Below are 21,893 nucleotides of genomic sequence, written 5' to 3'. Positions count from 1 at the left end.
ATTCGCCTTTCCATTATTGACTTGCACATAAGTGCGCTTTCGTCTGCTGGAAGAGGAGCCAGACGACGGAAGAAAGAGAAATGGGAGGAATTAATGACCAATAAACCGATCACACGCCGTGGCGTGTTGAAGTCTGGTGCCGTCGCAGGTACCGGTCTGGCCCTGCCTACGATCTTCACGGCTTCGTCGGCTGCTGCTTATACCAACGAACCTACCGGAGGGTCCGTAACCCTGGGCTTCAACGTTCCCCAGACTGGACCGTATGCTGAAGAGGGTAATGACGAGCTACTGGCGCAACAGTTGGCCGTCGAACATCTCAATGGTGAGGGAGATGGGGGTTGCTTGAATACCTTCACCTCGAAGGCGCTGAAAGGCAACGGTATCCTTGGCAAAAAGGTCGAGTTCGTCACAGGCGACACGCAGACCAAATCAGACGCTGCACGTGCATCTGCAAAGTCGATGATCGAAAAAGACGGCGCGATCATGATCAACGGCGGATCGTCCTCGGGCGTGGCTGTTGCGGTTCAAGGCCTTTGCCAAGAAGCAGGTGTGATCTTTATGGCTGGCCTGACTCATGCCAACGACACGACTGGCAAGGATAAAAAAGCCAATGGTTTCCGTCATTTCTTTAACGCGTATATGTCGGGCGCTGCACTTGCGCCGGTGCTGGCTGCCGAGATGGGCAAGGAACGCCGTGCTTATCACCTGACGGCCGACTACAACTGGGGCTGGACACAGGAAGAGTCGATCGTCGCGTCGACCGAAGCCTTGGGATGGGAAACGGTCAACACCGTCAAAACACCACTCGCTTCGACGGACTTCTCGTCCTATATCACCCCGGTATTGAACTCGGGTGCTGATGTTCTGGTTCTGAACCACTACGGCGGCAACATGGTGAACTCGCTCACCAACGCAATTCAGTTCGGCTTGCTCGACAAAGTTGCCAACGGCAAGGATTTCAAGATCGTCGTTCCGCTGTATTCGGAACTGATGGCCGCTGGTGCGGGCGAGAACATCAAGGGCGTGCTGGGTTCCATGAACTGGAACTGGCAGCTGCAAGATGAGGGCACCAAAGCATTCGTGAAGTCCTTTGGCGAAAAGTACGGCAAACCGCCGTCCAACTCTGCACAGACCTGCTATGCACAAGTTCTGCTTTATGCTGATGCCTGTGAGCGTGCTGGCACATTCAATCCGTGTGGCGTTGCAGAGGCTCTGGAGGACTTCGAGTTCGACGGTTTGGGCAACGGTCCGACTTGGTACCGTGGCGCGGACCACCAGTGCTTCAAAGACGTGTTGGTCGTTCGTGGCAACGAGAATCCGACCAACGCCTATGACACTCTGGAAATCGTCGAGATCACGCCACGTGCGCAGGTCGAATACGACCCCGAGCATCCGATGTTCGCCGGTGGTTCACTGGGTAAGTGTAACCCGGGCGCGTAAGTCCTCGTGTCTAAGTCTGGCTGCCGAACAGGCGGCCAGACATCTGCAACAGGGTTGATCCTGTTACGCCACTTAATTCACACTGACCAACCCTGAGGTGGGGCCAATGGACGCCATCCTATTGCAAATTTTGAACGGTCTGGACAAAGGGTCGGCCTATGCGTTGATTGCGCTGGGGCTGACGCTCATTTTTGGAACGCTCGGTGTTGTGAACTTCGCACACGGCGCACTGTTCATGATCGGTGCGTTCTGTGCCGTTACTCTGCAAAAGCTCATGAACCTGAGCTTTGCCACCATCGACGAAAGCCAAACCGACTTTCTGGGCAACCCACTGAAGGTTGAAACACCTTATGTCGAGGCTTGGTTCGGCCCAGAGACCGGTGCGACGATCATCGATTGGTCTGTTCCTTTGGCTATCCTGTTTGCGATCCCGATCATGTTAGCAGTGGGCTATGTGATGGAACGCGGTTTGATTAAGCACTTCTACAAGCGCCCTCACGCCGACCAGATCCTCGTCACCTTTGGTCTGGCGATCGTGTTGCAGGAAATCGTGAAGTATTTCTTCGGCGCCAACCCAATCCAAACTCCAGCGCCTGACGCGCTGAGCGGTTCTATCGACCTTGGCACAATGATTGGATTTGACCCCAACGCAATAATCTATCCAATCTGGCGTTTGGTTTACTTTGGATTTGCCGTCGCCATTATCGGCGCCGTTTTCTCATTCCTGCAATTCACCACGTTCGGCATGGTCGTACGCGCCGGAATGGCGGATCGTGAAACCGTAGGCTTGCTGGGTATCAATATCGACCGGCGCTTTACGATCATGTTCGGTATCGCTGCCTCAGTGGCCGGTTTGGCCGGTGTAATGTACGGGCCGCTAAACCCGCCAAATTATCACATGGGGATGGACTTTCTGGTCCTTAGCTTCGTCGTTGTTGTTGTTGGCGGCATGGGCTCGCTGCCCGGAGCCGTGCTGGCTGGCTTTCTGCTGGGCATCCTGGAAAGTTTTGCCTCGACGACCTGGGCCACCACGACAATTCCCGGGATCAATCAAATCATCATCTACCTTGTTGCCATCATTGTGCTTCTGACGCGCCCGCGCGGGTTGATGGGACGCAAAGGCGTGATGGAGGAATAATTGATGTTTGGACTGAACAAAAAAGACACCAGCCTTCTAATCATCGTCGGCCTTCTCACCCTTCTGGCCCCGTTCATCCTGAACCCGTTCCCAGAAGGCAGCGCCATGGCGCAGTTCAACGCGGGTTATCCGGACCTGATGCAGCGCTTTGTTATCTTTGGCATCTTTGCCATCGGGTTCAACATCCTGTTCGGCCTAACCGGATACCTGTCATTCGGTCACGCGGCTTTTTTGGGTGTCGGATCGTACTCAGCCGTGTGGATGTTCAAATTGCTGAGTTACAACATCATTCCGGCTATCGCGCTCAGCGTTGTGGTCGCCGGGGTATTCTCGCTACTGATTGGGTATGTCAGTCTGCGCCGGTCCGGCATCTACTTTTCAATCCTGACTCTGGCCTTTGCGCAGATGAGTTTTGCATTAGCCTACTCTGTCTTGTCGAACCCCAAGTTCAATCTAACCAACGGGGAAACCGGTCTGCAGGTTTACGCAGACGATCCGCAAATCCTGCAGGGTGCCAACTCACCGGACCTGCCACATCTGTTCGGGCTGCCGATGCGCGCAACCTATACAATGGACGTGGGAGCGTGGAGCTTTGATTTTAACGCGGGATATTATCTTTGTGCGATAGTTATGATGGTGGTGTTCTACTTATCTATCCGCATCTTTCGCTCGCCTTTCGGCATGATGCTACGGGCTGTCAAATCGAACCAGCAGCGGATGAATTACACCGGCCTTAACTCGAAGCCGTACACGTTGGCAGCGTTTGTTATCTCTGGCATGTATGCCGGTCTGGCTGGTGGCTTGATGGCCGCAATGGACCCGCTGGCGGGCGCTGAGCGTATGCAGTGGACCGCTTCGGGTGAGGTCGTTCTGATGACGATCCTAGGCGGTACCGGCACATTGATAGGCCCGGTTCTGGGCGCAGGCTTCATCAAATACTTCGAAAATATCTTCTCTAAGATCAACGACAATGTGTTGCACAGTTGGTTTGCTTTCCTGCCTGATGGGTTGGAGAACGCGGTTGTTTTCGTGATCCATCCGTTCATCGGAAAAGGTTGGCATCTAACGCTTGGCATCCTTTTCATGCTTGTCGTTATCTACCTGCCGGGGGGCCTGGTCGAAGGTGGTCAGCGTTTGCTCAACAGGATCAAACGCAAGAAACCAAAAACCGATGACGCAACGTCTGGCAAAACAGAACCGGCGGAATAAGGGGCGAGCCATGGCAATTCTAAGAGTCAAAGACGTTAGCAAGCGCTTCGGCGGCCTTAAGGCACTGACGGATGTAAACCTCAACGTCGAGGTAAACTCGGTTCACGCGATCATCGGGCCCAATGGCGCCGGCAAGTCGACTTTGCTGAATTGTCTGGTGGGCAAGCTCATGCCGGACACGGGAACCGTATTGTTCGACAACGCCTCGGTGTTGGGACTCGAACCTTTTCAGATCAATCAGATGGGCATTAGTCGTGTTTTCCAGACACCAGAGATTTTTGGTGAACTGACGGTGATTGAGAACATGTTGATCCCTATTTTTGCTATGAGGGATGGAGTGTTCCGGATGCATGCGTATGAGACCATCGCCAACGAAAAGGCGATTGTTGAACAGGCTGAAGCGATGCTGGAAGAGATGAACATGGCTGACAAGCGCGAAATGCATGCAGCCTCGCTTTCACGTGGCGATAAGCGCCGACTCGAGATTGGCATGTGCCTCAGTCAGAATCCGCGGCTACTGCTGTTAGACGAACCTACCGCGGGTATGGCGAGGGCGGATACAAACAACACAATCGACTTGCTGAAACAAATTAAGGATGAGCGCGACATCACCATCGCAATCATTGAGCATGATATGCACGTCGTATTCAGCCTTGCCGAACGCATCACCGTTCTGGCGCAGGGAACACCCCTGGTTGAAGATACTCCGGAAAACATCCGCGGAAACCCCAAGGTTCGCGAGGCCTATCTAGGCGAGGCTGCGTAAGGAAAACCTATGAACGAGAAACCTGACTTTTCGAAAAATGCCAATATGGCCAGCACTGCGCCTGCGTTTCTCTCCGTTTGGGATATGCACTCCTACTACGGCGAAAGCTATATCGTTCAAGGCGTCAGTTTCAACGTGCACGAAGGCGAGATTCTTGCTCTTCTTGGGCGTAACGGTGCCGGAAAAACCTCAACACTTCGTTCGATTGCGCGAGTTGGAGAGCCTGAAGTAAGACATGGCGAAATCTGGCTAGACCACAAGCCGCTACACAAAATGACAAGCTACGAGGCGGCGGCAGCTGGTCTTGGCCTGGTACCAGAAGACAGGCGAATAATTCCTGGCCTGACCGTCGAAGAAAACCTGCAGCTTGCTCAGATTGCACCGCCAATCGGATGGTCACTGGAACGGCTATACGAGTTGTTTCCGCGTTTGGGAGAGCGCAGAAAACAAGAAGGAATTACACTGTCAGGAGGCGAACAACAAATGCTGTCAATCGCCAGAGCCTTGGCGAGGGACATCAAGGTCTTACTTTTGGATGAACCGTATGAGGGATTGGCTCCTGTCATTGTCGATGAAATCGAAAAGACCCTTACTCACGTTAAGCAACAGGGTATGACAACGATAATTGTTGAGCAGAATGCCGTGCGCGCCTTGGAGTTAGCGGACCGTGCGATCATACTAGATACCGGAACCATTGTATTTGATGGTACAGCGAAAGAAGTACTTGAAGACACTAACCTTCGTGAGGAATATCTAGCGATCTAACCCGCATAGTCCTTACTTATCAGGCCAAAAAGACAAGTTAATAACATGTCCGATGCACCTGTTTGCTTCGGTTGTAAGTCTACTGATTTACGCGAAAAGAACAAACTCGAACCATGCAGTCGAGTAATACAATCCGGTGGTCGAAGACCTGACGAACCTTTCATATTCAGGAATTTTTTTGTCCACTATGTTCGCGGAACGGAAGCTCGATTCAAACTCAGCAAAGCTCGGCTCCCGACATTGCGATTTATGATCTGTCCATTGATCGTCGCTGTCACCTACGTTCCTCTGGTCTCGCCCTTTAGATCGGCAGGGACGGCGACTCGGTAGTAATACGAGCCCTTAATCAGAGTTGGATTTGGCATTGCGAAACGACCCACGATGTACTCCACGCGGCGGCGTCATGTCCTTATTTTTAAGGACGCCAGTAAAACAAGGGTTGTTTGATGGTGGGTGATGAGAGACTCGAACTCCCGACATCTTCGGTGTAAACGAAGCGCTCTACCAACTGAGCTAATCACCCGTGAGGGCTCATGTAGCTAAGCCCGTGCGCGGGCGCAAGAGGGTAGGGCACAATTTCTTCTGCAAATTTGTATCGCGCTGCAGATCAGGGTTTCATGTCCTTGAGAGCGGCCAAGAGCTGCGCGACCTCATGTTCGGTGTTGTAGTGGCACAGCGAGATGCGGATACAGTCGTTCAGGCCTAAAGGTGTCAGCACATTGCCGCTGTAGTGGTCCGCTTTTCGGGTATGGGTACGGATGCCTTGTTGGTTCAGCCGGGTCATCACATCCGCCGACGGAAAATCCTCGACAGTGATCGACACCAGCCCCTCGCGCGCGGGATTATCGGCGCCAGCCAGGATCGTGATGTGGTCCATATCGCTCAGACCGGGCAGGTTGCCTGTACCGTTGATCATAGCATTGGTCAGGTGTGTTTCGTAGGCGTGTATCGCATGGCCAGCGGCCCGGATGCGGTCCCTGCGATCGGTTTCCTCCGAGACCTGTCCGCCGAGCCAGTCGAAATAGCCGACCACATCGGTCATCGCGGCGTAGGAGCCGGTGTCTCTAGTGCCAAATTCCCATCCGTTTGCTGGGGCGTCGATCAGCTGGTCGTGTGGCAGGGCGGTTAAGCGGTCCGAGATCCAGGCGATGCCATAACCGTGACGTGAGAACACTTTGTAAGGCGAGATCGCATAGCCATCGACGTCGTAGCTATCGATATCCATCTGGCCATGGGCTGCGTGCTGAATGCCGTCGACGATTATGAAGCAATCGGGTGCGACAGCGCGGATGACACGCGCTATGGCAGCCACATCCATCCCCATGCCCGTTACAGGCGAGGCGTGCAGGATTGTGGCGACGGCCACTTCCGGCGTCATCAGCGCAGCATAGTCTTCGGCGGTCACAAGGCCTGTTGCGTCGTCATGGGGCACATTGACATAGTCAAGGCCGGCGATTTCAGCCCATCTGCGTGCGGCGCTGCGACTGGCAGGGTGTTCGATGGAGCTGCCGATCACCTTACCCCCCTTCGGTGCATTCACGCAGGCCGTTCGGATCATGCGAAACAGAAGCTCTGTCCCGCTTTCGCCGACAAAGAACTGACCTTCCGAGGCGTTCATGAAGACAGACAAATCTGCCTTCGCGCGGTTGATGATATCGACCAGCGCATGACTGGCGACGTTGTCCCGCCCCTGATTATCCGGGATCGCAGCGAATTTGGCCGAGGTGTCGACTACTGTATTCAGGGTCAGCGCACCGCCTGCATTTTCAAAGAAAATGCGTGGCCCCTGAAACGGGCAGGCGTCGACATGGGCAAAGTGTGAGCGGATTTCTTCAATCAGTCCGGGGGTCTGGTGCAGCATGTTCAACGGTTCCTGTCTTGGTTTGGCTCACATCAGCCTGAATGCCTGCCGGGTTCAATCCCAATTGCGACAGAAACGCGTGTCGTAGTAGAACCAGATGTTTCCTTGCGCCGGGAAAGGGCCTTGCCTGCCCCGTGTCGCCTCCGATATGCCCAGAGAGACTGCAACCCTTTGAACCGGAGGCACAAGATGCGCTGTCTGATTGCGGCTCTGGCGTTATGCACGCTGATCGCAGCTCCGGTTCGGGCCGAGGGGGTGCTGGTCTTTGCTGCGGCCAGCCTCAAGACCGCGCTGGATGCCATCGCACCCGGGTTCGAGGAAGAATCCGGGCACAGTGTCACGGTGTCTTACGCCGCTTCATCGGTATTGGCGCGGCAGATTCAGGTTGGGGCCCCTGCAGATCTGTTCATCTCGGCCAATGAAGAGTGGATGGATGTGCTGCAAAGCGAAGATTTGATCGATACTGTTTCACGGGTGGACTTGCTAAGCAACGGGTTGGTGCTGATTGGCGCGCCGAGTTCGGAAGCCGCCGAAATTGGAGCTGGGTTTGATCTGCTCTCCCAGTTGGATGGGGGTTATCTGGCGTTGGCATTGGTCGATGCCGTTCCTGCAGGTATCTATGGCAAGGCTGCATTGCAGGGTTTGGGCATGTGGAACGAAGTACAGGACCAGATCGCACAGACAGATAATGTTCGCGCAGCACTGGCGCTGGTGGCGACGGGTGCTTCACCGCTGGGAATTGTGTATCGTTCAGATGCAATTGCCGAGGATCGGGTGGGTGTGATCGGAACAATCCCACCTGAGCTTTATCCAACAATTGTCTACCCTGCAGCCCTGACCCGCACCGCAAATCCAGATGCGCAGGCATTTCTGACCTATCTGCAAGGAGAAACCGCGCAGGCAGAGTTTCTGAGGCAGGGTTTCACCCTGCCGGACGGGTGACGAGATGGGGTGGTTGGGACCAGCAGAGATCGAGGCGTTGCACCTGTCGTTGCGCGTGTCGCTCTGGGCGACGCTAATAACGCTGCCATTCGGAATCTTCGTGGCCTACGCCTTGGCGCGTTGGCGCTTTCCGGGGCGGCAAGTGTTGAATGGTCTGGTGCATTTGCCGCTGATCCTACCTCCGGTCGTAACCGGCTATCTGTTGCTGCTGACATTCGGCATTCAGGGGCCGCTGGGTGGGCCGTTGGCCGAGCTTGGTATCGTTTTCGCATTCCGCTGGACCGGTGCGGCGCTTGCAGCTGGGATCATGGCCTTTCCACTTATGGTGCGCGCGATCCGTTTGTCGATTGAGGCGGTGGATCCCAAACTGGAGCAGGCCGGGGCTACGTTGGGTGCGTCGCGTCTGATGGTCTTTGGAACGGTGACGCTGCCGATGATCCTGCCTGGGGTTATCGCAGGCGCAATACTGGCCTTTGCCAAAGCGATGGGAGAGTTCGGGGCCACGATCACTTTTGTTTCAAATATACCTGGCCAGACCCAGACTCTGCCTTCCGCCGTCTATGCGTTTTTGCAGGTGCCCGGGGGTGAGGCGGCGGCGACGCGGTTAGTGATCATTTCGATCATAATCGCCATGGGGGCGCTGCTCTTGTCAGAATATGTCGGCCGCCGTGTGGCCAAACGGGTGGCTGGGTCATGAGTCTGTCTGTTCGCATGCAACATAATCTGCCGAGTATTGCGCTCGATTTGGATTTTGAAGCGCCTCCGGGTGTCACAGTCCTTTTTGGGCGCTCGGGTTCCGGGAAGACCACGGTGGTCAATGCCGTAGCCGGGTTGCTGCGCCCCCAAGCGGGACGTGTTGCAGTGGGTGATTGGGTTTTATTCGATACGGATTGCGGGGTTTGGCTGCCGCCACATCGGCGGCGATTGGGATACATCTTTCAGGAAGGCCGATTGTTCCCGCATCTGACTGTGCGTCAGAATCTGAACTATGGTCGTTGGTTTGCCCCGCGCGGAGTACAGCGCGAAAACCCGGATCGCGTGATCGAGATGTTGGGCATCAGCCACCTGCTGGATCGGCGCCCGGCTATGCTGTCGGGCGGTGAGAAACAGCGCGTCGCCATTGGCCGCGCCTTGTTGGCCAGCCCGCGCCTGATTCTTGCAGACGAGCCCTTGGCGGCGCTTGACGATGCGAGGAAGGCGGAAATCCTGCCCTATTTTGAACGGTTAAGGGATGAGGTCTCGGTTCCAATCCTCTATGTAACACATTCGGCGGCCGAGGTTGCGCGGTTGGCGACATCGGTCGTGGCGCTTCAGGATGGGCAGGTGGTACGCTTTGGCCCTGCGTCCGAAGTGCTGGCCGACCCGTCAGTTGCCCCCGCCGGTGTGCGCGCCGTGGGTGCGGTGCTAAGCGTTCGCGTGGCGGCTCATCACAATGATGGTTTATCTGAATTGGACGCAGGCGGGGCGCGGTTGTTCCTGCCGCGCATTGCGCACCGGATCGGCGAAGACCTGCGTATCCGTATCCCGGCGCAAGAGGTGATCTTGTCGAACATACCACCAGAAGGGCTGTCAGCCCTGAACGTGCTTTCTGGACAGGTCGAAACGATCCGATCAGGCGAAGGGCCAGGTGCCATTGTGTCGGTCAACACACCTGCTGGGATTGTTTTGGCCCGCGTGACCCGACGCTCGGTCGCGGCCTTGGGGTTGCAGCAGGGCAGCAGTTGCTATGCGGTGATCAAGACTGTAGCGCTGGCCCCGCAGGATGTTGGTGGGCGGGTCGTCTAAGGATTAGGCAAGTGCGCGCGACTCATGCTCGCGCAGGACAAGGCGCGCGGCATTTCCGAATCCGTTGTGTTCGTCTGTCGCGCGGTCGGGGAAAATCTCGACGAGTTCTTGCAATGCGTCAGACGAAAGCGTGTAAAGAGTTTCTTCACCCAGAAATAGGCTTTCAGCTGGCGCCCCTTCGGCGGTTAGAATCTCGTGCCTGTCCAGAAGGATATGCAAATACTCGACAGGCTGGTCGCTTGTTTCGATATCGATGCCCGGCCAGGAGCAAAGGTGTTTTGCGGCGACCAATACTTCGGGCGCACCAAATAGCATCTGGACCTTGGGACCACTTATCAGAATTCGATGCTGTTGAGAGACCAGAAGGTCACGGGATGGAATATCTGGCCCAAGACTGCCTGCAGTAAGCCGCACCGGTCGCATTGAAGGGTTCGCACGTAATCGCCCACCGTCCAATCGGCTGCTTTCGATCCAGCGGATGGGCTGCAAGCCGTGATCGGCGGTCAACACTTTGTCATTCACCTGAAGGTTTTCGATAGGTTGCGAACCGACTTCGGTCTCGATCAACGTGCCTGCAGTAAAACACACACCTTCAATTGTGATGGTGACATCGGTTGTTTCCGGAGCTGCATTAAAATTAAAGCCGAAGACGCTGACGACGGCGTTGACTTCGACCGTGAACGTATCGGTGACGATTTCGCCATTATCCAAACTGTCGAAAAAGGTAGGGTCGACCGTATAGGTCCATTCGCCTGTAGCTGGATCAATGCTGGCTGTCCCGTGATCGGGCGGCGTCTGGATTGACCAGTCCTGCGAGACGATGGTGGCACCGCTGGTAATATCAAGATCGCCGGTTGCCACATTCGGTGGATCATCTGTCACCGAACCTGTTGTATCGCCGACTATCGAGACCATGTTATGATCCCTCCTGCTCTAGCACTCGCGCAAATTCATTTTTTCTGTAAAGGCGCATGTGGACCTCAGCGTTCTGGTCACGGGTCCATTCGACGATTCGGTTTCGGGTCAGGTCGCTGTCCATCCGGTTAGTGCGCACCCGGGGATGTGGGATCTCGCGTTTTAGCATCTCGACAATTTGGTTGGTCTGACCAAACGGAGCGACCATGTCGATGATCCAGAAAGACGTACCGCTGGTGAAATCGGCGTCCTTCAACGGCTGTTCCTGTACCGCATAGCGATGTTCGGCTTCCGGGCTTAGACCGGCGAAAGTCACAAACCCGCGCGGAAATCCGTTTTGCCGAAAGATATGATACTGCCCCAGACGCAAGGGTGTTTCAAAGGCATAAAGCGCCTGACCTAAGTTGCGATCCCGATGTGTATTGGTCAGTGCCGCGAGATAAAACACTGCACCGAAATCGGCGTATTTTTCAGGAGAAATATCGAACCAGTCTTTTGGAAATGACGTCTGCACGGGTCACTCTGGAAACTACGGTTCCTTAGATCATAGCGCGGATCATATTCAATGAAAGGATTTTCATGGTGGGCAACCAAGGGCGCACGAATTCGACATTGTACCAGAAGCAAGAATGCTGTCATGGTATGTTATTGATTGAATTCACGCTTTGATGGCGTCGATCGAAGTTATCGAATGAGGTATTGGATATGCGAATTCTGAAGCTTGCATGCCTGGTGGCTGCTTTGGTGTCCCCCACACTTTCACAAGCTGTTGGCTTCGGTGTGGGTGTGCGGCCCGCATTTCGAACAACAGTCACGCCATTGAATGATGGCACCTACGAGGTGGCTGCGATCGGTACATCAGCGCCAGTGGCCTATTGGTGCGGGATCGGTGATTTTGCGATCCGGACGCTGCGGACATCAGCAACTCAACGCATCTATATCTCGACACCCTATGAGAGGGGTGCCCGTACGGTGCAGTTTTCTCTGTCACCGCCTGAAGGGGCTGAAGATGTCACAACATATTCCGTCACGGTCAAAACCGTAGGAGCAAATATGACGGCAGGGTCGGCTCAGGGATATTGCTATGACAATTTCATAGATTTTGGTTTCTGACCATCAGATCCATTTCGCCAGCGGCGGCAGGCTCATGAGAACGGCATCGGGATCATGCCCGGTTTCCAGACCAAACTTGGTGCCCCGGTCGTAAACCAGATTGTATTCCGCATAGAGACCACGATGCACAAGCTGCTTAGTCTTGTCCGTGTCATTGAAACTCTGAATTCGACGCTTCTCGACCAGAGGTAAGAACGCTGGAAGGAATGCGCGGCCAATATCCTGGGTCAGGGAGAAATCTGCCTGCCAGTCGCCAGTACAATAGTCATCCATGAATATCCCACCAACACCTCGTGCGCGTTTGCGGTGGGGGATGTAGAAATATTCATCGGCCCAATCTTTGAGGCGTGGATAATGCGATGCACCATGCGGATCCAAATGAGCCTTTTGAGTGGCGTGGAAATGAGAGGTGTCCTCGTCATATTCGATGCAAGGATTCAGGTCGGACCCGCCACCGAACCACCAGGCATGCGGTGTCCAAAACATTCGTGTGTTCATGTGTACCGCGGGCACATGCGGGTTCTGCATATGTGCCACCAGGCTGATGCCAGACGCCCAGAAACGCGGGTCATCTTTCATTCCGGGAATGCCCTTACGCGCAGCCATCGCATTCTGCGCGCGTTCGCCTAGTGTGCCGTGAACGGTTGAAACATTAACGCCCACTTTTTCGAACACGCGACCGCCGCGCATAACAGACATCAAACCGCCACCAGCGTCCGAGCCATCGTCGGATTGGCGGGTGGTTTCTTTCACTTCAAAGCGGCCCGGTTGATTGTCTGAGAATGGGCCAGCGGCGTGGCTTTCCTCAAGCGCTTCGAACGCCATGATGATCTCATCGCGCAATTGGCGAAACCATGCGGAGGCGGTGTTTTTTTCTGTGTCAAACATCGATGTCAATGAGCTGGTGCCGCGACCGGGTCTAGCAGGGTGCGGCCGCCGTCAATGGTCAGGATTTGCCCTGTCATGAAACCCGCGGCATCCGATGCAAGGAACTGCGCTGTTTCGGCCAGTTCGTTAGGTGCTGCAATTCGCGCCAGGGGCGTGTGTTTTTCGATATCATCACGGAAGTCGCGATTTTCCTTCAATGTGGATTGCAACGAGGCGCTCATTACCGATCCCAGAGCAATCGAGTTCACGCGGATGCGGCTCGGCGCCAATGCTACAGCAAGCGAACGGGTCATCTGATCCAGCGCGGCTGTTGAGACCGAGTAGGCCATCAGGTCCGGGTGGGTTCGGCGCGCAGCAATCGAGGACAGGTTGATGATCGAACCTGCAGGGTTCTCGGTGTCACCATCAGCCTGTTTGATGAACCGCTTGGCGATCAGTTGGCTCAGTCTCAACGCAGGCATCAGGTTCTGGTTCAACAATGTACGGACCGAGTCATCATCCGCGTCGAGCGGGTCTGAAGGGATGACCTGCCGTGCGCCATTGATCAGGATATCCACTTGATCGAAAGCATCCAGCGTTGCCGAGAGTAGGTTGGCGATGGTTAGTTTTTCGCGCAGATCGCCCGCAAAATAACGGATATTGCTGTCATCCGCCTGTTCACCCAGCTCTTCAGACAGGCGTTTTTCATCCATGTCTGCAAACATGACATTGGCACCTGCATCCGCAAAATGCCGCCCGATGGCAAGCCCGATGCCGTTGGCACCGCCGGTGACGATTGCGGTCTTGCCCGCGATTGAAAAGGACATGCGAATCCTCCTGAGTTCTGGCGCAGGTTAGCGGGCCTCAGCCCCGAGGGCGAGAGGCATGAAATACCTTGAATCGGTTGTCTCCTGCGACTTCTTCAACGCGCGTGAAGAACTCGGCCAGGGTGGCTTCGTAGGGTAGGTGGCGATTGGCAACCATCCAGAGTTGCCCGTTGCGTGTTAGGTTTCGTGCGGCGTTTGCGATGAATCCCTGCCCAAGGGCCGGGTCAGCACTGCGCGAGGTGTGAAACGGCGGGTTCATGATCACCATGTCCAGTGGCTCGGGTGCCGTCCAATTGGTTGCGTCGGCCCAGTGGAACTGCGCACGAGGGTCGGTGACGTTGGAGCGGGCACAGGTGAGTGCGGTGTGATCTGCCTCAACCAAATGCAGGCTGTGCAAGGTGTCGTCGATCAGCCCGGCGGACAGAAAGCCCCAGCCTGCGCCCAGATCAGCAATGCGCGTAACGCGCTTGGTTGGCAGAGACCTCTGCAGCAGGGCTGAGGCAGGATCGATACCGTCAGCGGAAAACACACCGGGTGCGGTGTGGAATCCGTCGACCATTTGGTTTTCAGGCGCAGCCCAGTCGGCAAACGCGTCCGCATCAGACTGAAACCAGAAAATCTTGCCATGCGCTTTCGAAATCGGCCCGTTGATTGCGACCCGCTTGCGGATGTCTTTCAGCAAACTGTCGACGCCATCGGTTTTGGCCCCGTCCACCACAATGATCCCGCTGGCGCGGCTGCAAGCCTGATGAACCAACGCCCGGGCCAGCGCTTTGGCACGCGGCAGGAAGACGACAGCATCCTGGCTGGGCGCGTCACTGTTGGGCGTTGCCACAAAACCTTGCGCGGCAAAATGATCGTGAAAGGGTTTGAAGGGTTGTACCACCTGCGTCTCGTGCGGCAGGTCCGACAGATCGTTATTGGGGGTTGGGGCCAGCACGGTCAGAGGTTGTGACAGGCTGAGCCCGCTGCTTAGGGCAAGTTCAAGGCGAGGAGACATGGCCGCGCGTTATTCTTCGCGTTCCATGGTGCATTGCAGCGGGTGCTGATGCCTGCGCGCGAAATCCATCACTTGCCCGACCTTGGTTTCGGCAATCTCATGGCTGAACACGCCAACCACTGCGACGCCTTTCTTGTGCACGGTCAGCATGATTTCGAACGCCTGCGAATGGGTCATGCCGAAGAACCGTTCCAGCACATGCACCACAAACTCCATCGGCGTGTAATCGTCATTCAGCAGCAACACCTTATACAGTGGAGGCCGCTTGGTCTTGGGACGCGTTTGCACCATGACCGACGTGTCGTCGTCCTGGTCGTCCTTGTCCGACATGATCCACTGGTGTTCGCGCATTACTGTAAGAGAATCCCGATTCAAGCTTCGGTTTGTTTGAGGGCTTATATAACGTCACTGTGGTCAGAGAAAAGAGCTACGAGTCGGAATCGCAATGCAGGACAAATTGACCACAATCGCGTTCGATGCGGATGACACGCTGTGGCATAATGAGCGGTTTTTTCAACTGACGCAGACCTATTTTGCCGAATTGCTGGCCGATCACGCCGAGCGCGATCACCTGATGGAACGTCTTCTTGCCGCTGAAAAGCGGAACATCCAGCACTATGGGTATGGCATCAAGGGTTTTACCCTGTCTATGATCGAGACAGCGATCGAGGTGACCAAAGATCGCGTCCCTGCGCGCGTTATCCGCCAACTTGTTGAAGCGGGGCAGGAGATGCTGGCGCATCCCATCGAACTGCTCCCCCATGCGCGCGAGGCCATCGAGTCGGTGGCCGAGACGCACAGGGTTTTGCTGATCACCAAGGGCGACCTGATCGATCAGGAGCGTAAGCTGGCGCAATCCGGATTGGGTGAGTTATTTGACGGGATCGAAATCGTGTCCGAGAAAACAGCGGCGACTTATTCGACGATTTTCGCGCAGCATGGGGATGGTCCCGAGGCCTCGATGATGATCGGAAACTCGATGCGGTCTGACGTGGTGGCGCCCATCGAAGCGGGGTGCTGGGGCGTGTATGTGCCCCACGGGCTGGTCTGGGAAATTGAGAAGGCTGAAACTCCGGCCGGCAATCCCAGATTTTGTGAGTTGCGCGATCTGGGCGATCTCTCGGCTCTGGTTGCCCGGATTTCCTGACCTGTTGCCGTTTCACATCAGTTGCGAAAAATTCGATGGATTGGCTTGCCTGATTTTTGGCGTAATCGCGGGTTTGGTGTCTGGGCGCGCAACTACTACCACATGTAGTGCAGTGATGGGTCGGAGTGGGTGTAACGACACGCAGCTTTCAGTTTCTTTAAGCCCGTCCCTGTGTTAGCCTGACCAATATCAAAACAAAAATTGCTGACCGGGAAAACCCGGCGGCGCGAGGCAGACAGAGGCAAAGATCGTGCAGATTCGGCGGACAGTTCCGGCCCGAATGGGCTTATTCCTTATAGCATTTCTGTGGCTGCTTTCTTTTGCGCCACTTCAGGGCATGGCTGCCCCCTACGCGGCGATGGTTATTGACGCGCGCACCGGGGAAGTGCTGCATTCCCGCAATGCCGACACGCGGCTCCATCCGGCATCGTTGACCAAGATGATGACGCTCTACATCGCGTTTGAGGCGGTGCGGAATGGTGAGATCACATTGGACACTCAGGTTAGGATCACCAAGAAGGCGGCGGCTGAACCGCCGTCCAAGCTGGGGTTGCGCACCGGCCAGCGAATCGCGTTTCGGTATCTGATCCGGGCAGCAGCAGTGAAATCGGCCAATGACGCGGCGACCGCCATAGGTATCGCGCTCAGCGGTTCCGAGGCGGCCTTTGCCCGTCGCATGACCCGTACCGCCAAGGCGATGGGGATGAGCCGGACGACCTTCAAGAACGCGCATGGTTTGACCGAGTCGGGCCACTTGTCGACCGCGCGCGACATGACCACGCTGGGCCGTCATCTGCTGTATGATTATCCGCAGTATTATAATCTGTTCTCGCGCCAATCGACTCATGCCGGGATCAAGACCGTTCCGAACACCAACCGCCGCCTGCTGGCGGCCTACAGGGGCGCCGATGGGATCAAGACCGGCTATACCCGCGCGGCCGGATTTAACCTTGTTGCTTCAGCCAAACGCAAGGATGAACGCATCATTGCCACGGTCTTCGGCGGCAAATCCGGCGCATCACGTAACGCCCGTGTCGCTGAACTTCTGGATATGGGTTTCCGCCGTGCCCCCTCGCGCGCGCCGATCCGCAAGCCTGCCCGCCCGGCGTATGCCGGAAACACGGGGCTGGGCACCGTACAGGTCGCTCAGGTTGGTCCACCGAAGAAAAGCTTGCGCCCGGTCCTGCGTCCGACGGCAGCCGCCGCTGTGCAAGTAGCAGGTGCAGTTGCCGAAACGGCCGAGAAAAATGGTTCCCGTATTCAAGACGGTATTGCCGCCGCCATTGCGGCAGCGGATATCGCACCTGCGGACAGCGCAACACGACCAGTTTCGCGGCCTGGGGATGTGGTTCTTGCCTCGGTTGAACCGGCCAGACAGCAAGAGCCGGAACCCGAAGTGGTTACCCGCCTGTCCACATCCGGCGGTCACCTGTGGGGTGTCAATGTGGGCCGATACACCACGCGATACGAGGCCGAGAAAGTTTTGCTGAAAACCGCGCTGTCGGAAATGACTACTTTGGAAGGCACGTTGCGCAAGGTGAACCAGAGCGCGCGCGGGTTTGATGCGACCTTTCAGGGCATGACCCGCGAACAGGCCGATCTGGCATGCCGCCGGTTGCAAGCGCGCAACGTCACATGTTTCATGATCGGGCCGTCATAAGACCCGACATACTCTCCTGGATGGGTCTGGGCTGCGATGATCTCGCAGCCCTTTTTTCATCCGATCAGTCGAAAACGTGACCATGCTGGTACTGTTCGTCCTGCCCGGCGGCAGCGGTCAGGGCAGCAACATTGTCTTTGGTAAAGAAGCCATCATAGTGATGGCAGCGCTCGATATACTCGGTGATCAGCAATGTATGTTTCGAGTGCTTCGAGAAGATCTGTTTAAGATTCGGATCGTCTTTGCACTCGCCCACCACATGGGCAAGAAATGGCACACCTTTGTCTTTGAGCGTATTCACTACGAAATCGACATTTTTCTCACCTGCGGCATGATCACCATCCTGAATCTCGACTGCCATGTGGTGCAGGCGGCGTCCAAAGTTGCGCACGAAATCCTCGGTCGGCATCGGCAGTTTGGCGAAGGAATTTACGAAGGATGGCGTGTTGTTGGCGGTGAAGACCTTGGCGGGGGATTTCTTGTCGTCATCCACATTGGGGTTACGGTTCACGTTGGTTGACGAGTTCATGTCAAAGATGTTGTACGCCCCCCAGAAATAATAGGGGACCATGGTCAGAAACTCGAGGATCGCGTCCTCACGTTCGCCTGCCAGAACCCGCGTGGCGAGGTGATCGATCCCCAGCATCAGCGGAGAGATTTTGCTGTCGGCGCCAAAGGCTGCGGCCTGATCCAGCCGCGCTTGTTCCGCATCGCTCAGCATCACGCGATCGCCAAGCCCCAGACTGTCGGTGTCGTTGAAATCATGCGTTGAATAGCCGACGCGGTTGCACGTGAAATCCGACGGCGTCGTAAACCGGTATCCGTCCAACGTGTAAAATGGGTTTTCCGTATCCCCAGAATATTCGAACCGAATATTCTGATCCTCCAGCGTTCCCGTCAGGTTCTTCAAATCGGTAGCGCCGTAAATCTCACCCACATAACGCGTCTGGGGCGTGCCGCGCGCCAGCGGGTACATTCTGTTGATGCGGGGAATGAAATCTTCGAACGCCGAACTGAGCGGAGCCATCAGAATCAGCGCCGGGTAATCGGCATGTGAGTGCATGACCGCGAACTTATGCGTCTGGCCCAGATAGCTGGCAGAATGGCGATAGGGGGTCATTACATAAAGTTCGACCAACGTGTCGAACAGCGCATCGGTTTCAACCTGAATGACGATCGCGCGCATCGCGCCTACCTGATCCGCGATGCCAGAGCTGATGCGACGCTCGTAAATTCTAGGCAGATATTCGGTGAAGAAGTCCGAGTTTTTCTTGTCGCCCCTTGGCTGGTAGGACATCAGATCGAAAGACATAGGCTCATCTCCTTGCGGCGCGTTGCTTGGATTTGTGGTAGTCAGATCATGCACTTGCCACTTATGCTAGGCGCTAAGGCCTGCATGGGCAACAGTTTGGAGATGGGGTTCGAAAGTTACGTTGTTGTGACTAGCGGATGAACTTTGTGACCTCGACACCGCCTGCGATCAGGTTCTCGCGCACGGAGTGCGCGATCTGAACCGCCGTCGGGCCATCACCATGCAGGCATATCGTATCAATTGAAGTCTCTAGCCGCTTGCCGGATTCGGTGATGATCGCACCTTCGTTCACCATGTTCAGGATGCGCGGCCCTGCCAGCGCGGGATCATGGATGATCGCCCCCGGCAAGGACCGGTCTACTAGCGTGCCGTCGTCGTTGTAGGCGCGATCCGCAAAGATCTCACCCACCCATTTGCAACCCAGTTCGCGCACAGCCGCTTCCTGATTGGTCACCGCAAGCACCATTATGATTATGTTGGGGTCCACATCCAGCGCGCCCTGATAACAGGCGCGCGCCATGTCGATATCGACCGAACACATATTGGCCAGTGCGCCATGCAACTTGAGGTGCCGGACTTCTGTACCTACGGCCTTGGCCATGCCGATGGCCGATCCGAGTTGATAACGCACAAGATTGCGCAAACTGTCATGAGGTACTTTCATGTTTCGACGCCCGAACCCCTGTAGATCGGGAAAACCGGGATGCGCGCCAATGCCAACACCGTTCTTGGCCGCCAGAGTCATGGTCTTGGCCATCACATCCGGGTCACCGGCGTGAAAGCCACAGGCGATATTGGCCGAAGTGATGATCTTCAGCAGGCTTTCATCATCCCCCATATTCCAGGGGCCAAAGCTCTCGCCCATATCTGCATTCAGATCGACGCTTGGCATCGCGATAACTCCTTATTCGGTGGCAGAGATCATTCCGCTAATCAATTGGTAGGACAGAAGGTCCGGGATGTCATGTGGATCGCGGACCAAGGGTTCGACGCGCCCCGGTATGCGGGCCAGTTCGGCCTCAAAAGCGGCTTGTAGTGTCACAGCTTGTTCTATCGATACAAACTCGAACCGAACCTCGCCCCCCGCCGGTGTCTGTGCCGCGCGGGGCAGATCACAGGGTAGGACGGTTGCGATGCGCGGGTAGCCTCCGGTGGTCTGACATTCGGGAAGTAGGATGAAGGGTGCACCGGTACCGGTCATCTGTATATCGCCGGGGGTTATAACTTCTGACAGGATGTCTAACTGGCCTTTGGCAGCGAAGCCGTCGCCTTCGCTATCTAGCTGCATGCCCATCCGGTTGGCCCGGGCGCCACGGTGGAATGTCGTTCGTGTAAACCGCGCAAGTGTACCTTCATCGAACAGCGCCGTTTGAAAGCTGGCCACGACCCGCAGCAAGCCTCCCGAGAATCTATCGTCGGCACGCAACTTCAGGCCCGTCGTACCCGCTCCGGGTGCGGGCAGTCGATCGCCGGCCCGAACAGCGCGCCCGATCCTGGCGGTCAGATGTGCCGCGCGAGAGCCCAGTGTCATTTCGGTCTCGACCCCGCCGCCCAAGTGTAGATACCCATAACTGCCCTGTTGAACCGACCCGATTACCAGTCGCTGTCCGACTTCCATCTGGTGCGAGGCATTCCACAGAACCGGGCTGCCATCGATACTGGCCTGCATGGGTGCGCCGGTTAGCGCGATGGCGGTTGGCACGGTTGCCTCGAACTCGCCCCCCATCCCCGCCATTTCCAATCCTGCGCACTTTGGGGCGTTACCCAGCAAGGCGGCTCCTTCATAAAGCGCCATTACATCTGCGGCACCCGAACGTGACAGGCCTTGATCCAGATACCCAGTACGCCCTTGATCCTGAACCGTGCAAGCTGGACCGATGCGATGGACGATCAGCGTCATGCCGTGATCTCCTTGCAACTCGCACCGCCAGAACCATCGGTGCACGTTGTCTGGATATCCTCAAGTTCCTCGCGCGAGACCGAGATGAACTGCATCTCATCACCGGGGTTGAGGGCAAAGCTCTGCTCCATGTCCGGACGAAAGCAACGGAAAGCGGTTTGCCCTACATGGCGCCATCCGGTTGGAGTTGGCCCTGAGAACAGAACAAATTGCGAAATTGCCAGAACCAACGCCCCCTCGGGCACCATTGGCGTCAACTCTTTCAGGCGTGGAATGTTGAATTCGGGTCCTAATGGCCCGAGATAAGGTTGGCCCGGAGCGAACCCGATGGTTAGTACCCGCACGCGCGATTGGCTGAGACGATCGATGGCGTCTGTAGTTGACAATCTGGCTGCCAGCGCTGCGTCTTCTAGCTGTGGCGCAAGATCGGTACCGTAGACTGTCGGTACTTTCCAGAATCGTCGCCCTGCAGGCAAGGGTGCGGCGTACCAATCGCGACTGTCCAACATCGCGCGCATCAACTCTTCGATGTCGTGATGCGACAGGCTTGAGGGATTGAATCGTATAAATGCAGATGCCAGCGAGGCCGACGTCTCAAGCACATCGTCGATCTGTTGTTCTTCTACCGCGCCGCGAAATGCCAGAGCGGCGCGGTTTGATTGCTCGGACATGGTTTGCGCAAAGGTCACCAACAGACCGTCTAATCCAACGGTTCGTAGCAGGGGGAACTTAGTGTCAGTCGTCATATCACGGTCACAGGCGTATCGGTTGAGCTTCTGAGAGACCTGAGCCTATCCATAGACAATGCGCAAGGCCTTGTAGGATCGTTGGGCAATGCGCTCGGCGGCGCCGATGCTGGGTGCGATTCCGGGATTGGAAATGAATCGCTGCTCCTTATCGAGTCGGTCCTGTCTTGTGGAGGTGGCGTAGTGCTCTCACTATATATAGGGTTTGAACCAACAAGCACTGAAACCTGAGCGGTATGCCTGATAGGTTTGAAGAATGCTTTTAACCGTATTCTGTGAGATTAATAGTTCGTAAGTAATTGATATATATATTTAAAAAGTGAAATTGAAGTTTTTTACGACTTTCTTGAATTTTCCACTTGCGCGTTGAATGCGTAAGGCATAGAACGCCCTTCACCGGCGCTGCTGAGGCGGTTGCTGGGACGCTGGGAACGGCGGAGACGGGCCGGAGAGACGGTTGAGACGCATCGGAGAGACGGTGGGCATCTGAGGTTGGTAAT

General features: G+C 55.9%; 22 protein-coding genes and 1 tRNA gene. 11 read left to right on the top strand and 12 right to left on the bottom strand.

What is annotated here, in order from left to right:
- Positions 1 to 93 precede the first annotated feature (93 nt).
- The 5 genes from ACR0IU_RS12915 to ACR0IU_RS12895 all read left to right on the top strand — a co-directional run bounded on the left by ACR0IU_RS12915 (position 94) and on the right by ACR0IU_RS12895 (position 5,318).
- Positions 94 to 1,440: a substrate-binding protein gene (locus ACR0IU_RS12915; RefSeq protein ID WP_170474534.1), complete on the top strand. Its 1,347-nt coding sequence runs from the start codon at positions 94 to 96 to the stop codon at positions 1,438 to 1,440.
- Between the two features lie 106 nt (positions 1,441 to 1,546).
- Positions 1,547 to 2,578 (top strand): branched-chain amino acid ABC transporter permease, encoded by a 1,032-nt coding sequence (locus ACR0IU_RS12910; protein WP_170474536.1) that lies wholly within the window; start codon positions 1,547 to 1,549, stop codon positions 2,576 to 2,578.
- A 3-nt stretch (positions 2,579 to 2,581) separates the two neighbouring features.
- Positions 2,582 to 3,787 carry a branched-chain amino acid ABC transporter permease gene (locus ACR0IU_RS12905; protein ID WP_170474539.1) on the top strand — a complete coding sequence of 402 codons (1,206 nt, stop codon included), beginning with the start codon at positions 2,582 to 2,584 and terminating at the stop codon, positions 3,785 to 3,787.
- 10 nt (positions 3,788 to 3,797) lie between these two features.
- A complete protein-coding gene (locus tag ACR0IU_RS12900) occupies positions 3,798 to 4,553 on the top strand; it encodes an ABC transporter ATP-binding protein (protein WP_480716533.1) in 756 nt (251 codons plus the stop codon).
- Positions 4,554 to 4,562: 9 nt separating this feature from the next.
- Positions 4,563 to 5,318, top strand: coding sequence for an ABC transporter ATP-binding protein (locus ACR0IU_RS12895; protein WP_170474546.1), 756 nt, complete (start codon positions 4,563 to 4,565; stop codon positions 5,316 to 5,318).
- Between the two features lie 447 nt (positions 5,319 to 5,765).
- Here ACR0IU_RS12895 and ACR0IU_RS12890 read toward each other — a convergent pair.
- Together ACR0IU_RS12890 and ACR0IU_RS12885 are read right to left on the bottom strand one after the other, a co-directional pair.
- Positions 5,766 to 5,841, bottom strand: a tRNA-Val gene (locus tag ACR0IU_RS12890).
- Between the two features lie 84 nt (positions 5,842 to 5,925).
- Entirely contained in the window at positions 5,926 to 7,179 is a 1,254-nt protein-coding gene (locus ACR0IU_RS12885; protein ID WP_480716532.1) for an aminotransferase class V-fold PLP-dependent enzyme, read from the bottom strand.
- A 189-nt stretch (positions 7,180 to 7,368) separates the two neighbouring features.
- On the opposite strand from ACR0IU_RS12885, the gene modA reads away from it, so the two are divergent.
- From modA to modC, 3 genes are read left to right on the top strand one after another with little or no spacing between them, the layout of a single operon-like run.
- Positions 7,369 to 8,121: a molybdate ABC transporter substrate-binding protein gene (gene modA / locus ACR0IU_RS12880; protein WP_480716531.1), complete on the top strand. Its 753-nt coding sequence runs from the start codon at positions 7,369 to 7,371 to the stop codon at positions 8,119 to 8,121.
- Positions 8,122 to 8,125: 4 nt separating this feature from the next.
- Positions 8,126 to 8,818, top strand: a complete 693-nt coding sequence (gene modB / locus ACR0IU_RS12875; RefSeq protein ID WP_170544370.1) for a molybdate ABC transporter permease subunit — start codon at positions 8,126 to 8,128, stop codon at positions 8,816 to 8,818.
- Positions 8,815 to 9,906, top strand: a complete 1,092-nt coding sequence (gene modC / locus ACR0IU_RS12870; RefSeq protein ID WP_480716530.1) for a molybdenum ABC transporter ATP-binding protein — start codon at positions 8,815 to 8,817, stop codon at positions 9,904 to 9,906. The genes modB and modC overlap by 4 nt, the downstream gene beginning before the upstream one ends.
- Before the next feature lie 3 nt (positions 9,907 to 9,909).
- On the opposite strand, the gene ACR0IU_RS12865 is transcribed toward modC, so the two are convergent.
- Positions 9,910 to 10,821, bottom strand: a complete 912-nt coding sequence (locus ACR0IU_RS12865; RefSeq protein WP_480716529.1) for a Hint domain-containing protein — start codon at positions 10,819 to 10,821, stop codon at positions 9,910 to 9,912.
- 1 nt (position 10,822) lies between these two features.
- Positions 10,823 to 11,335 carry a toxin-activating lysine-acyltransferase gene (locus tag ACR0IU_RS12860; RefSeq protein ID WP_480716528.1) on the bottom strand — a complete coding sequence of 171 codons (513 nt, stop codon included), beginning with the start codon at positions 11,333 to 11,335 and terminating at the stop codon, positions 10,823 to 10,825.
- A 191-nt stretch (positions 11,336 to 11,526) separates the two neighbouring features.
- On the opposite strand from ACR0IU_RS12860, the gene ACR0IU_RS12855 reads away from it, so the two are divergent.
- On the top strand, positions 11,527 to 11,934 hold the full coding sequence (locus ACR0IU_RS12855) for a hypothetical protein (RefSeq protein WP_480716527.1): 408 nt from the start codon (positions 11,527 to 11,529) through the stop codon (positions 11,932 to 11,934).
- A 3-nt stretch (positions 11,935 to 11,937) separates the two neighbouring features.
- Here ACR0IU_RS12855 and hemF read toward each other — a convergent pair whose 3' ends face one another.
- From hemF to clpS, 4 genes are read right to left on the bottom strand one after another with little or no spacing between them, the layout of a single operon-like run.
- On the bottom strand, positions 11,938 to 12,822 hold the full coding sequence (hemF, locus tag ACR0IU_RS12850; RefSeq protein ID WP_480716526.1) for an oxygen-dependent coproporphyrinogen oxidase: 885 nt from the start codon (positions 12,820 to 12,822) through the stop codon (positions 11,938 to 11,940).
- A 5-nt stretch (positions 12,823 to 12,827) separates the two neighbouring features.
- Entirely contained in the window at positions 12,828 to 13,628 is an 801-nt protein-coding gene (locus ACR0IU_RS12845) for an SDR family oxidoreductase (protein WP_170544359.1), read from the bottom strand.
- Between the two features lie 37 nt (positions 13,629 to 13,665).
- Positions 13,666 to 14,628 carry a class I SAM-dependent methyltransferase gene (locus ACR0IU_RS12840; RefSeq protein WP_480716525.1) on the bottom strand — a complete coding sequence of 321 codons (963 nt, stop codon included), beginning with the start codon at positions 14,626 to 14,628 and terminating at the stop codon, positions 13,666 to 13,668.
- Between the two features lie 9 nt (positions 14,629 to 14,637).
- Positions 14,638 to 14,979, bottom strand: coding sequence for an ATP-dependent Clp protease adapter ClpS (gene clpS / locus ACR0IU_RS12835; protein WP_480716524.1), 342 nt, complete (start codon positions 14,977 to 14,979; stop codon positions 14,638 to 14,640).
- Positions 14,980 to 15,073: 94 nt separating this feature from the next.
- Here clpS and ACR0IU_RS12830 point away from each other — a divergent pair, with 94 nt between their 5' ends.
- The gene (locus ACR0IU_RS12830; protein ID WP_480716523.1) at positions 15,074 to 15,775 is read left to right on the top strand and encodes an HAD family hydrolase; all 702 of its coding nucleotides are present in this window, start codon (positions 15,074 to 15,076) and stop codon (positions 15,773 to 15,775) included.
- Positions 15,776 to 16,055: 280 nt separating this feature from the next.
- Complete coding sequence (locus ACR0IU_RS12825; RefSeq protein ID WP_480716681.1) at positions 16,056 to 17,435, top strand: D-alanyl-D-alanine carboxypeptidase family protein; 1,380 nt, start codon at positions 16,056 to 16,058, stop codon at positions 17,433 to 17,435.
- A gap of 64 nt (positions 17,436 to 17,499) precedes the next feature.
- Here the strand turns inward: ACR0IU_RS12825 and ACR0IU_RS12820 are convergent, their stop codons facing one another.
- From ACR0IU_RS12820 to ACR0IU_RS12805, 4 genes are all read right to left on the bottom strand, one after another.
- On the bottom strand, positions 17,500 to 18,747 hold the full coding sequence (locus ACR0IU_RS12820; RefSeq protein WP_480716522.1) for a hypothetical protein: 1,248 nt from the start codon (positions 18,745 to 18,747) through the stop codon (positions 17,500 to 17,502).
- Positions 18,748 to 18,877: 130 nt separating this feature from the next.
- A complete protein-coding gene (locus tag ACR0IU_RS12815) occupies positions 18,878 to 19,639 on the bottom strand; it encodes a LamB/YcsF family protein (protein WP_480716521.1) in 762 nt (253 codons plus the stop codon).
- Between the two features lie 12 nt (positions 19,640 to 19,651).
- Positions 19,652 to 20,647 carry a 5-oxoprolinase subunit C family protein gene (locus ACR0IU_RS12810; RefSeq protein WP_480716520.1) on the bottom strand — a complete coding sequence of 332 codons (996 nt, stop codon included), beginning with the start codon at positions 20,645 to 20,647 and terminating at the stop codon, positions 19,652 to 19,654.
- The gene (locus ACR0IU_RS12805; protein WP_480716519.1) at positions 20,644 to 21,393 is read right to left on the bottom strand and encodes a 5-oxoprolinase subunit B family protein; all 750 of its coding nucleotides are present in this window, start codon (positions 21,391 to 21,393) and stop codon (positions 20,644 to 20,646) included. Before ACR0IU_RS12805 ends, ACR0IU_RS12810 begins: the two co-directional genes overlap by 4 nt.
- Positions 21,394 to 21,893 lie beyond the last annotated feature (500 nt).

It is taken from the genome of Ruegeria sp. CL5 (genome assembly GCF_056536485.1).
Note: the sequence above shows the minus strand (reverse complement) of the source record. Positions and strands in the feature narration are given on the sequence as shown.

Bases quoted from the DNA above. Each gene is read 5' to 3' on its own strand.
- ACR0IU_RS12855 (WP_480716527.1), top strand. From the start codon at position 11,527: ATGCGAATTCTGAAGCTTGCATGCCTGGTGGCTGCTTTGGTGTCCCCC.
- ACR0IU_RS12900 (WP_480716533.1), top strand. From the start codon at position 3,798: ATGGCAATTCTAAGAGTCAAAGACGTTAGCAAGCGCTTCGGCGGCCTT.
- hemF (WP_480716526.1), bottom strand. From the start codon at position 12,822: ATGTTTGACACAGAAAAAAACACCGCCTCCGCATGGTTTCGCCAATTG.
- ACR0IU_RS12810 (WP_480716520.1), bottom strand. From the start codon at position 20,647: ATGACGCTGATCGTCCATCGCATCGGTCCAGCTTGCACGGTTCAGGAT.
- ACR0IU_RS12865 (WP_480716529.1), bottom strand. From the start codon at position 10,821: ATGGTCTCGATAGTCGGCGATACAACAGGTTCGGTGACAGATGATCCA.
- ACR0IU_RS12905 (WP_170474539.1), top strand. From the start codon at position 2,582: ATGTTTGGACTGAACAAAAAAGACACCAGCCTTCTAATCATCGTCGGC.
- ACR0IU_RS12830 (WP_480716523.1), top strand. From the start codon at position 15,074: ATGCAGGACAAATTGACCACAATCGCGTTCGATGCGGATGACACGCTG.
- ACR0IU_RS12885 (WP_480716532.1), bottom strand. From the start codon at position 7,179: ATGCTGCACCAGACCCCCGGACTGATTGAAGAAATCCGCTCACACTTT.
- ACR0IU_RS12915 (WP_170474534.1), top strand. From the start codon at position 94: ATGACCAATAAACCGATCACACGCCGTGGCGTGTTGAAGTCTGGTGCC.
- ACR0IU_RS12895 (WP_170474546.1), top strand. From the start codon at position 4,563: ATGAACGAGAAACCTGACTTTTCGAAAAATGCCAATATGGCCAGCACT.
- ACR0IU_RS12910 (WP_170474536.1), top strand. From the start codon at position 1,547: ATGGACGCCATCCTATTGCAAATTTTGAACGGTCTGGACAAAGGGTCG.
- ACR0IU_RS12815 (WP_480716521.1), bottom strand. From the start codon at position 19,639: ATGCCAAGCGTCGATCTGAATGCAGATATGGGCGAGAGCTTTGGCCCC.
- clpS (WP_480716524.1), bottom strand. From the start codon at position 14,979: ATGCGCGAACACCAGTGGATCATGTCGGACAAGGACGACCAGGACGAC.
- modB (WP_170544370.1), top strand. From the start codon at position 8,126: ATGGGGTGGTTGGGACCAGCAGAGATCGAGGCGTTGCACCTGTCGTTG.
- ACR0IU_RS12825 (WP_480716681.1), top strand. From the start codon at position 16,056: ATGGGCTTATTCCTTATAGCATTTCTGTGGCTGCTTTCTTTTGCGCCA.
- modC (WP_480716530.1), top strand. From the start codon at position 8,815: ATGAGTCTGTCTGTTCGCATGCAACATAATCTGCCGAGTATTGCGCTC.
- ACR0IU_RS12820 (WP_480716522.1), bottom strand. From the start codon at position 18,747: ATGTCTTTCGATCTGATGTCCTACCAGCCAAGGGGCGACAAGAAAAAC.
- ACR0IU_RS12845 (WP_170544359.1), bottom strand. From the start codon at position 13,628: ATGTCCTTTTCAATCGCGGGCAAGACCGCAATCGTCACCGGCGGTGCC.
- ACR0IU_RS12840 (WP_480716525.1), bottom strand. From the start codon at position 14,628: ATGTCTCCTCGCCTTGAACTTGCCCTAAGCAGCGGGCTCAGCCTGTCA.
- ACR0IU_RS12805 (WP_480716519.1), bottom strand. From the start codon at position 21,393: ATGACGACTGACACTAAGTTCCCCCTGCTACGAACCGTTGGATTAGAC.
- modA (WP_480716531.1), top strand. From the start codon at position 7,369: ATGCGCTGTCTGATTGCGGCTCTGGCGTTATGCACGCTGATCGCAGCT.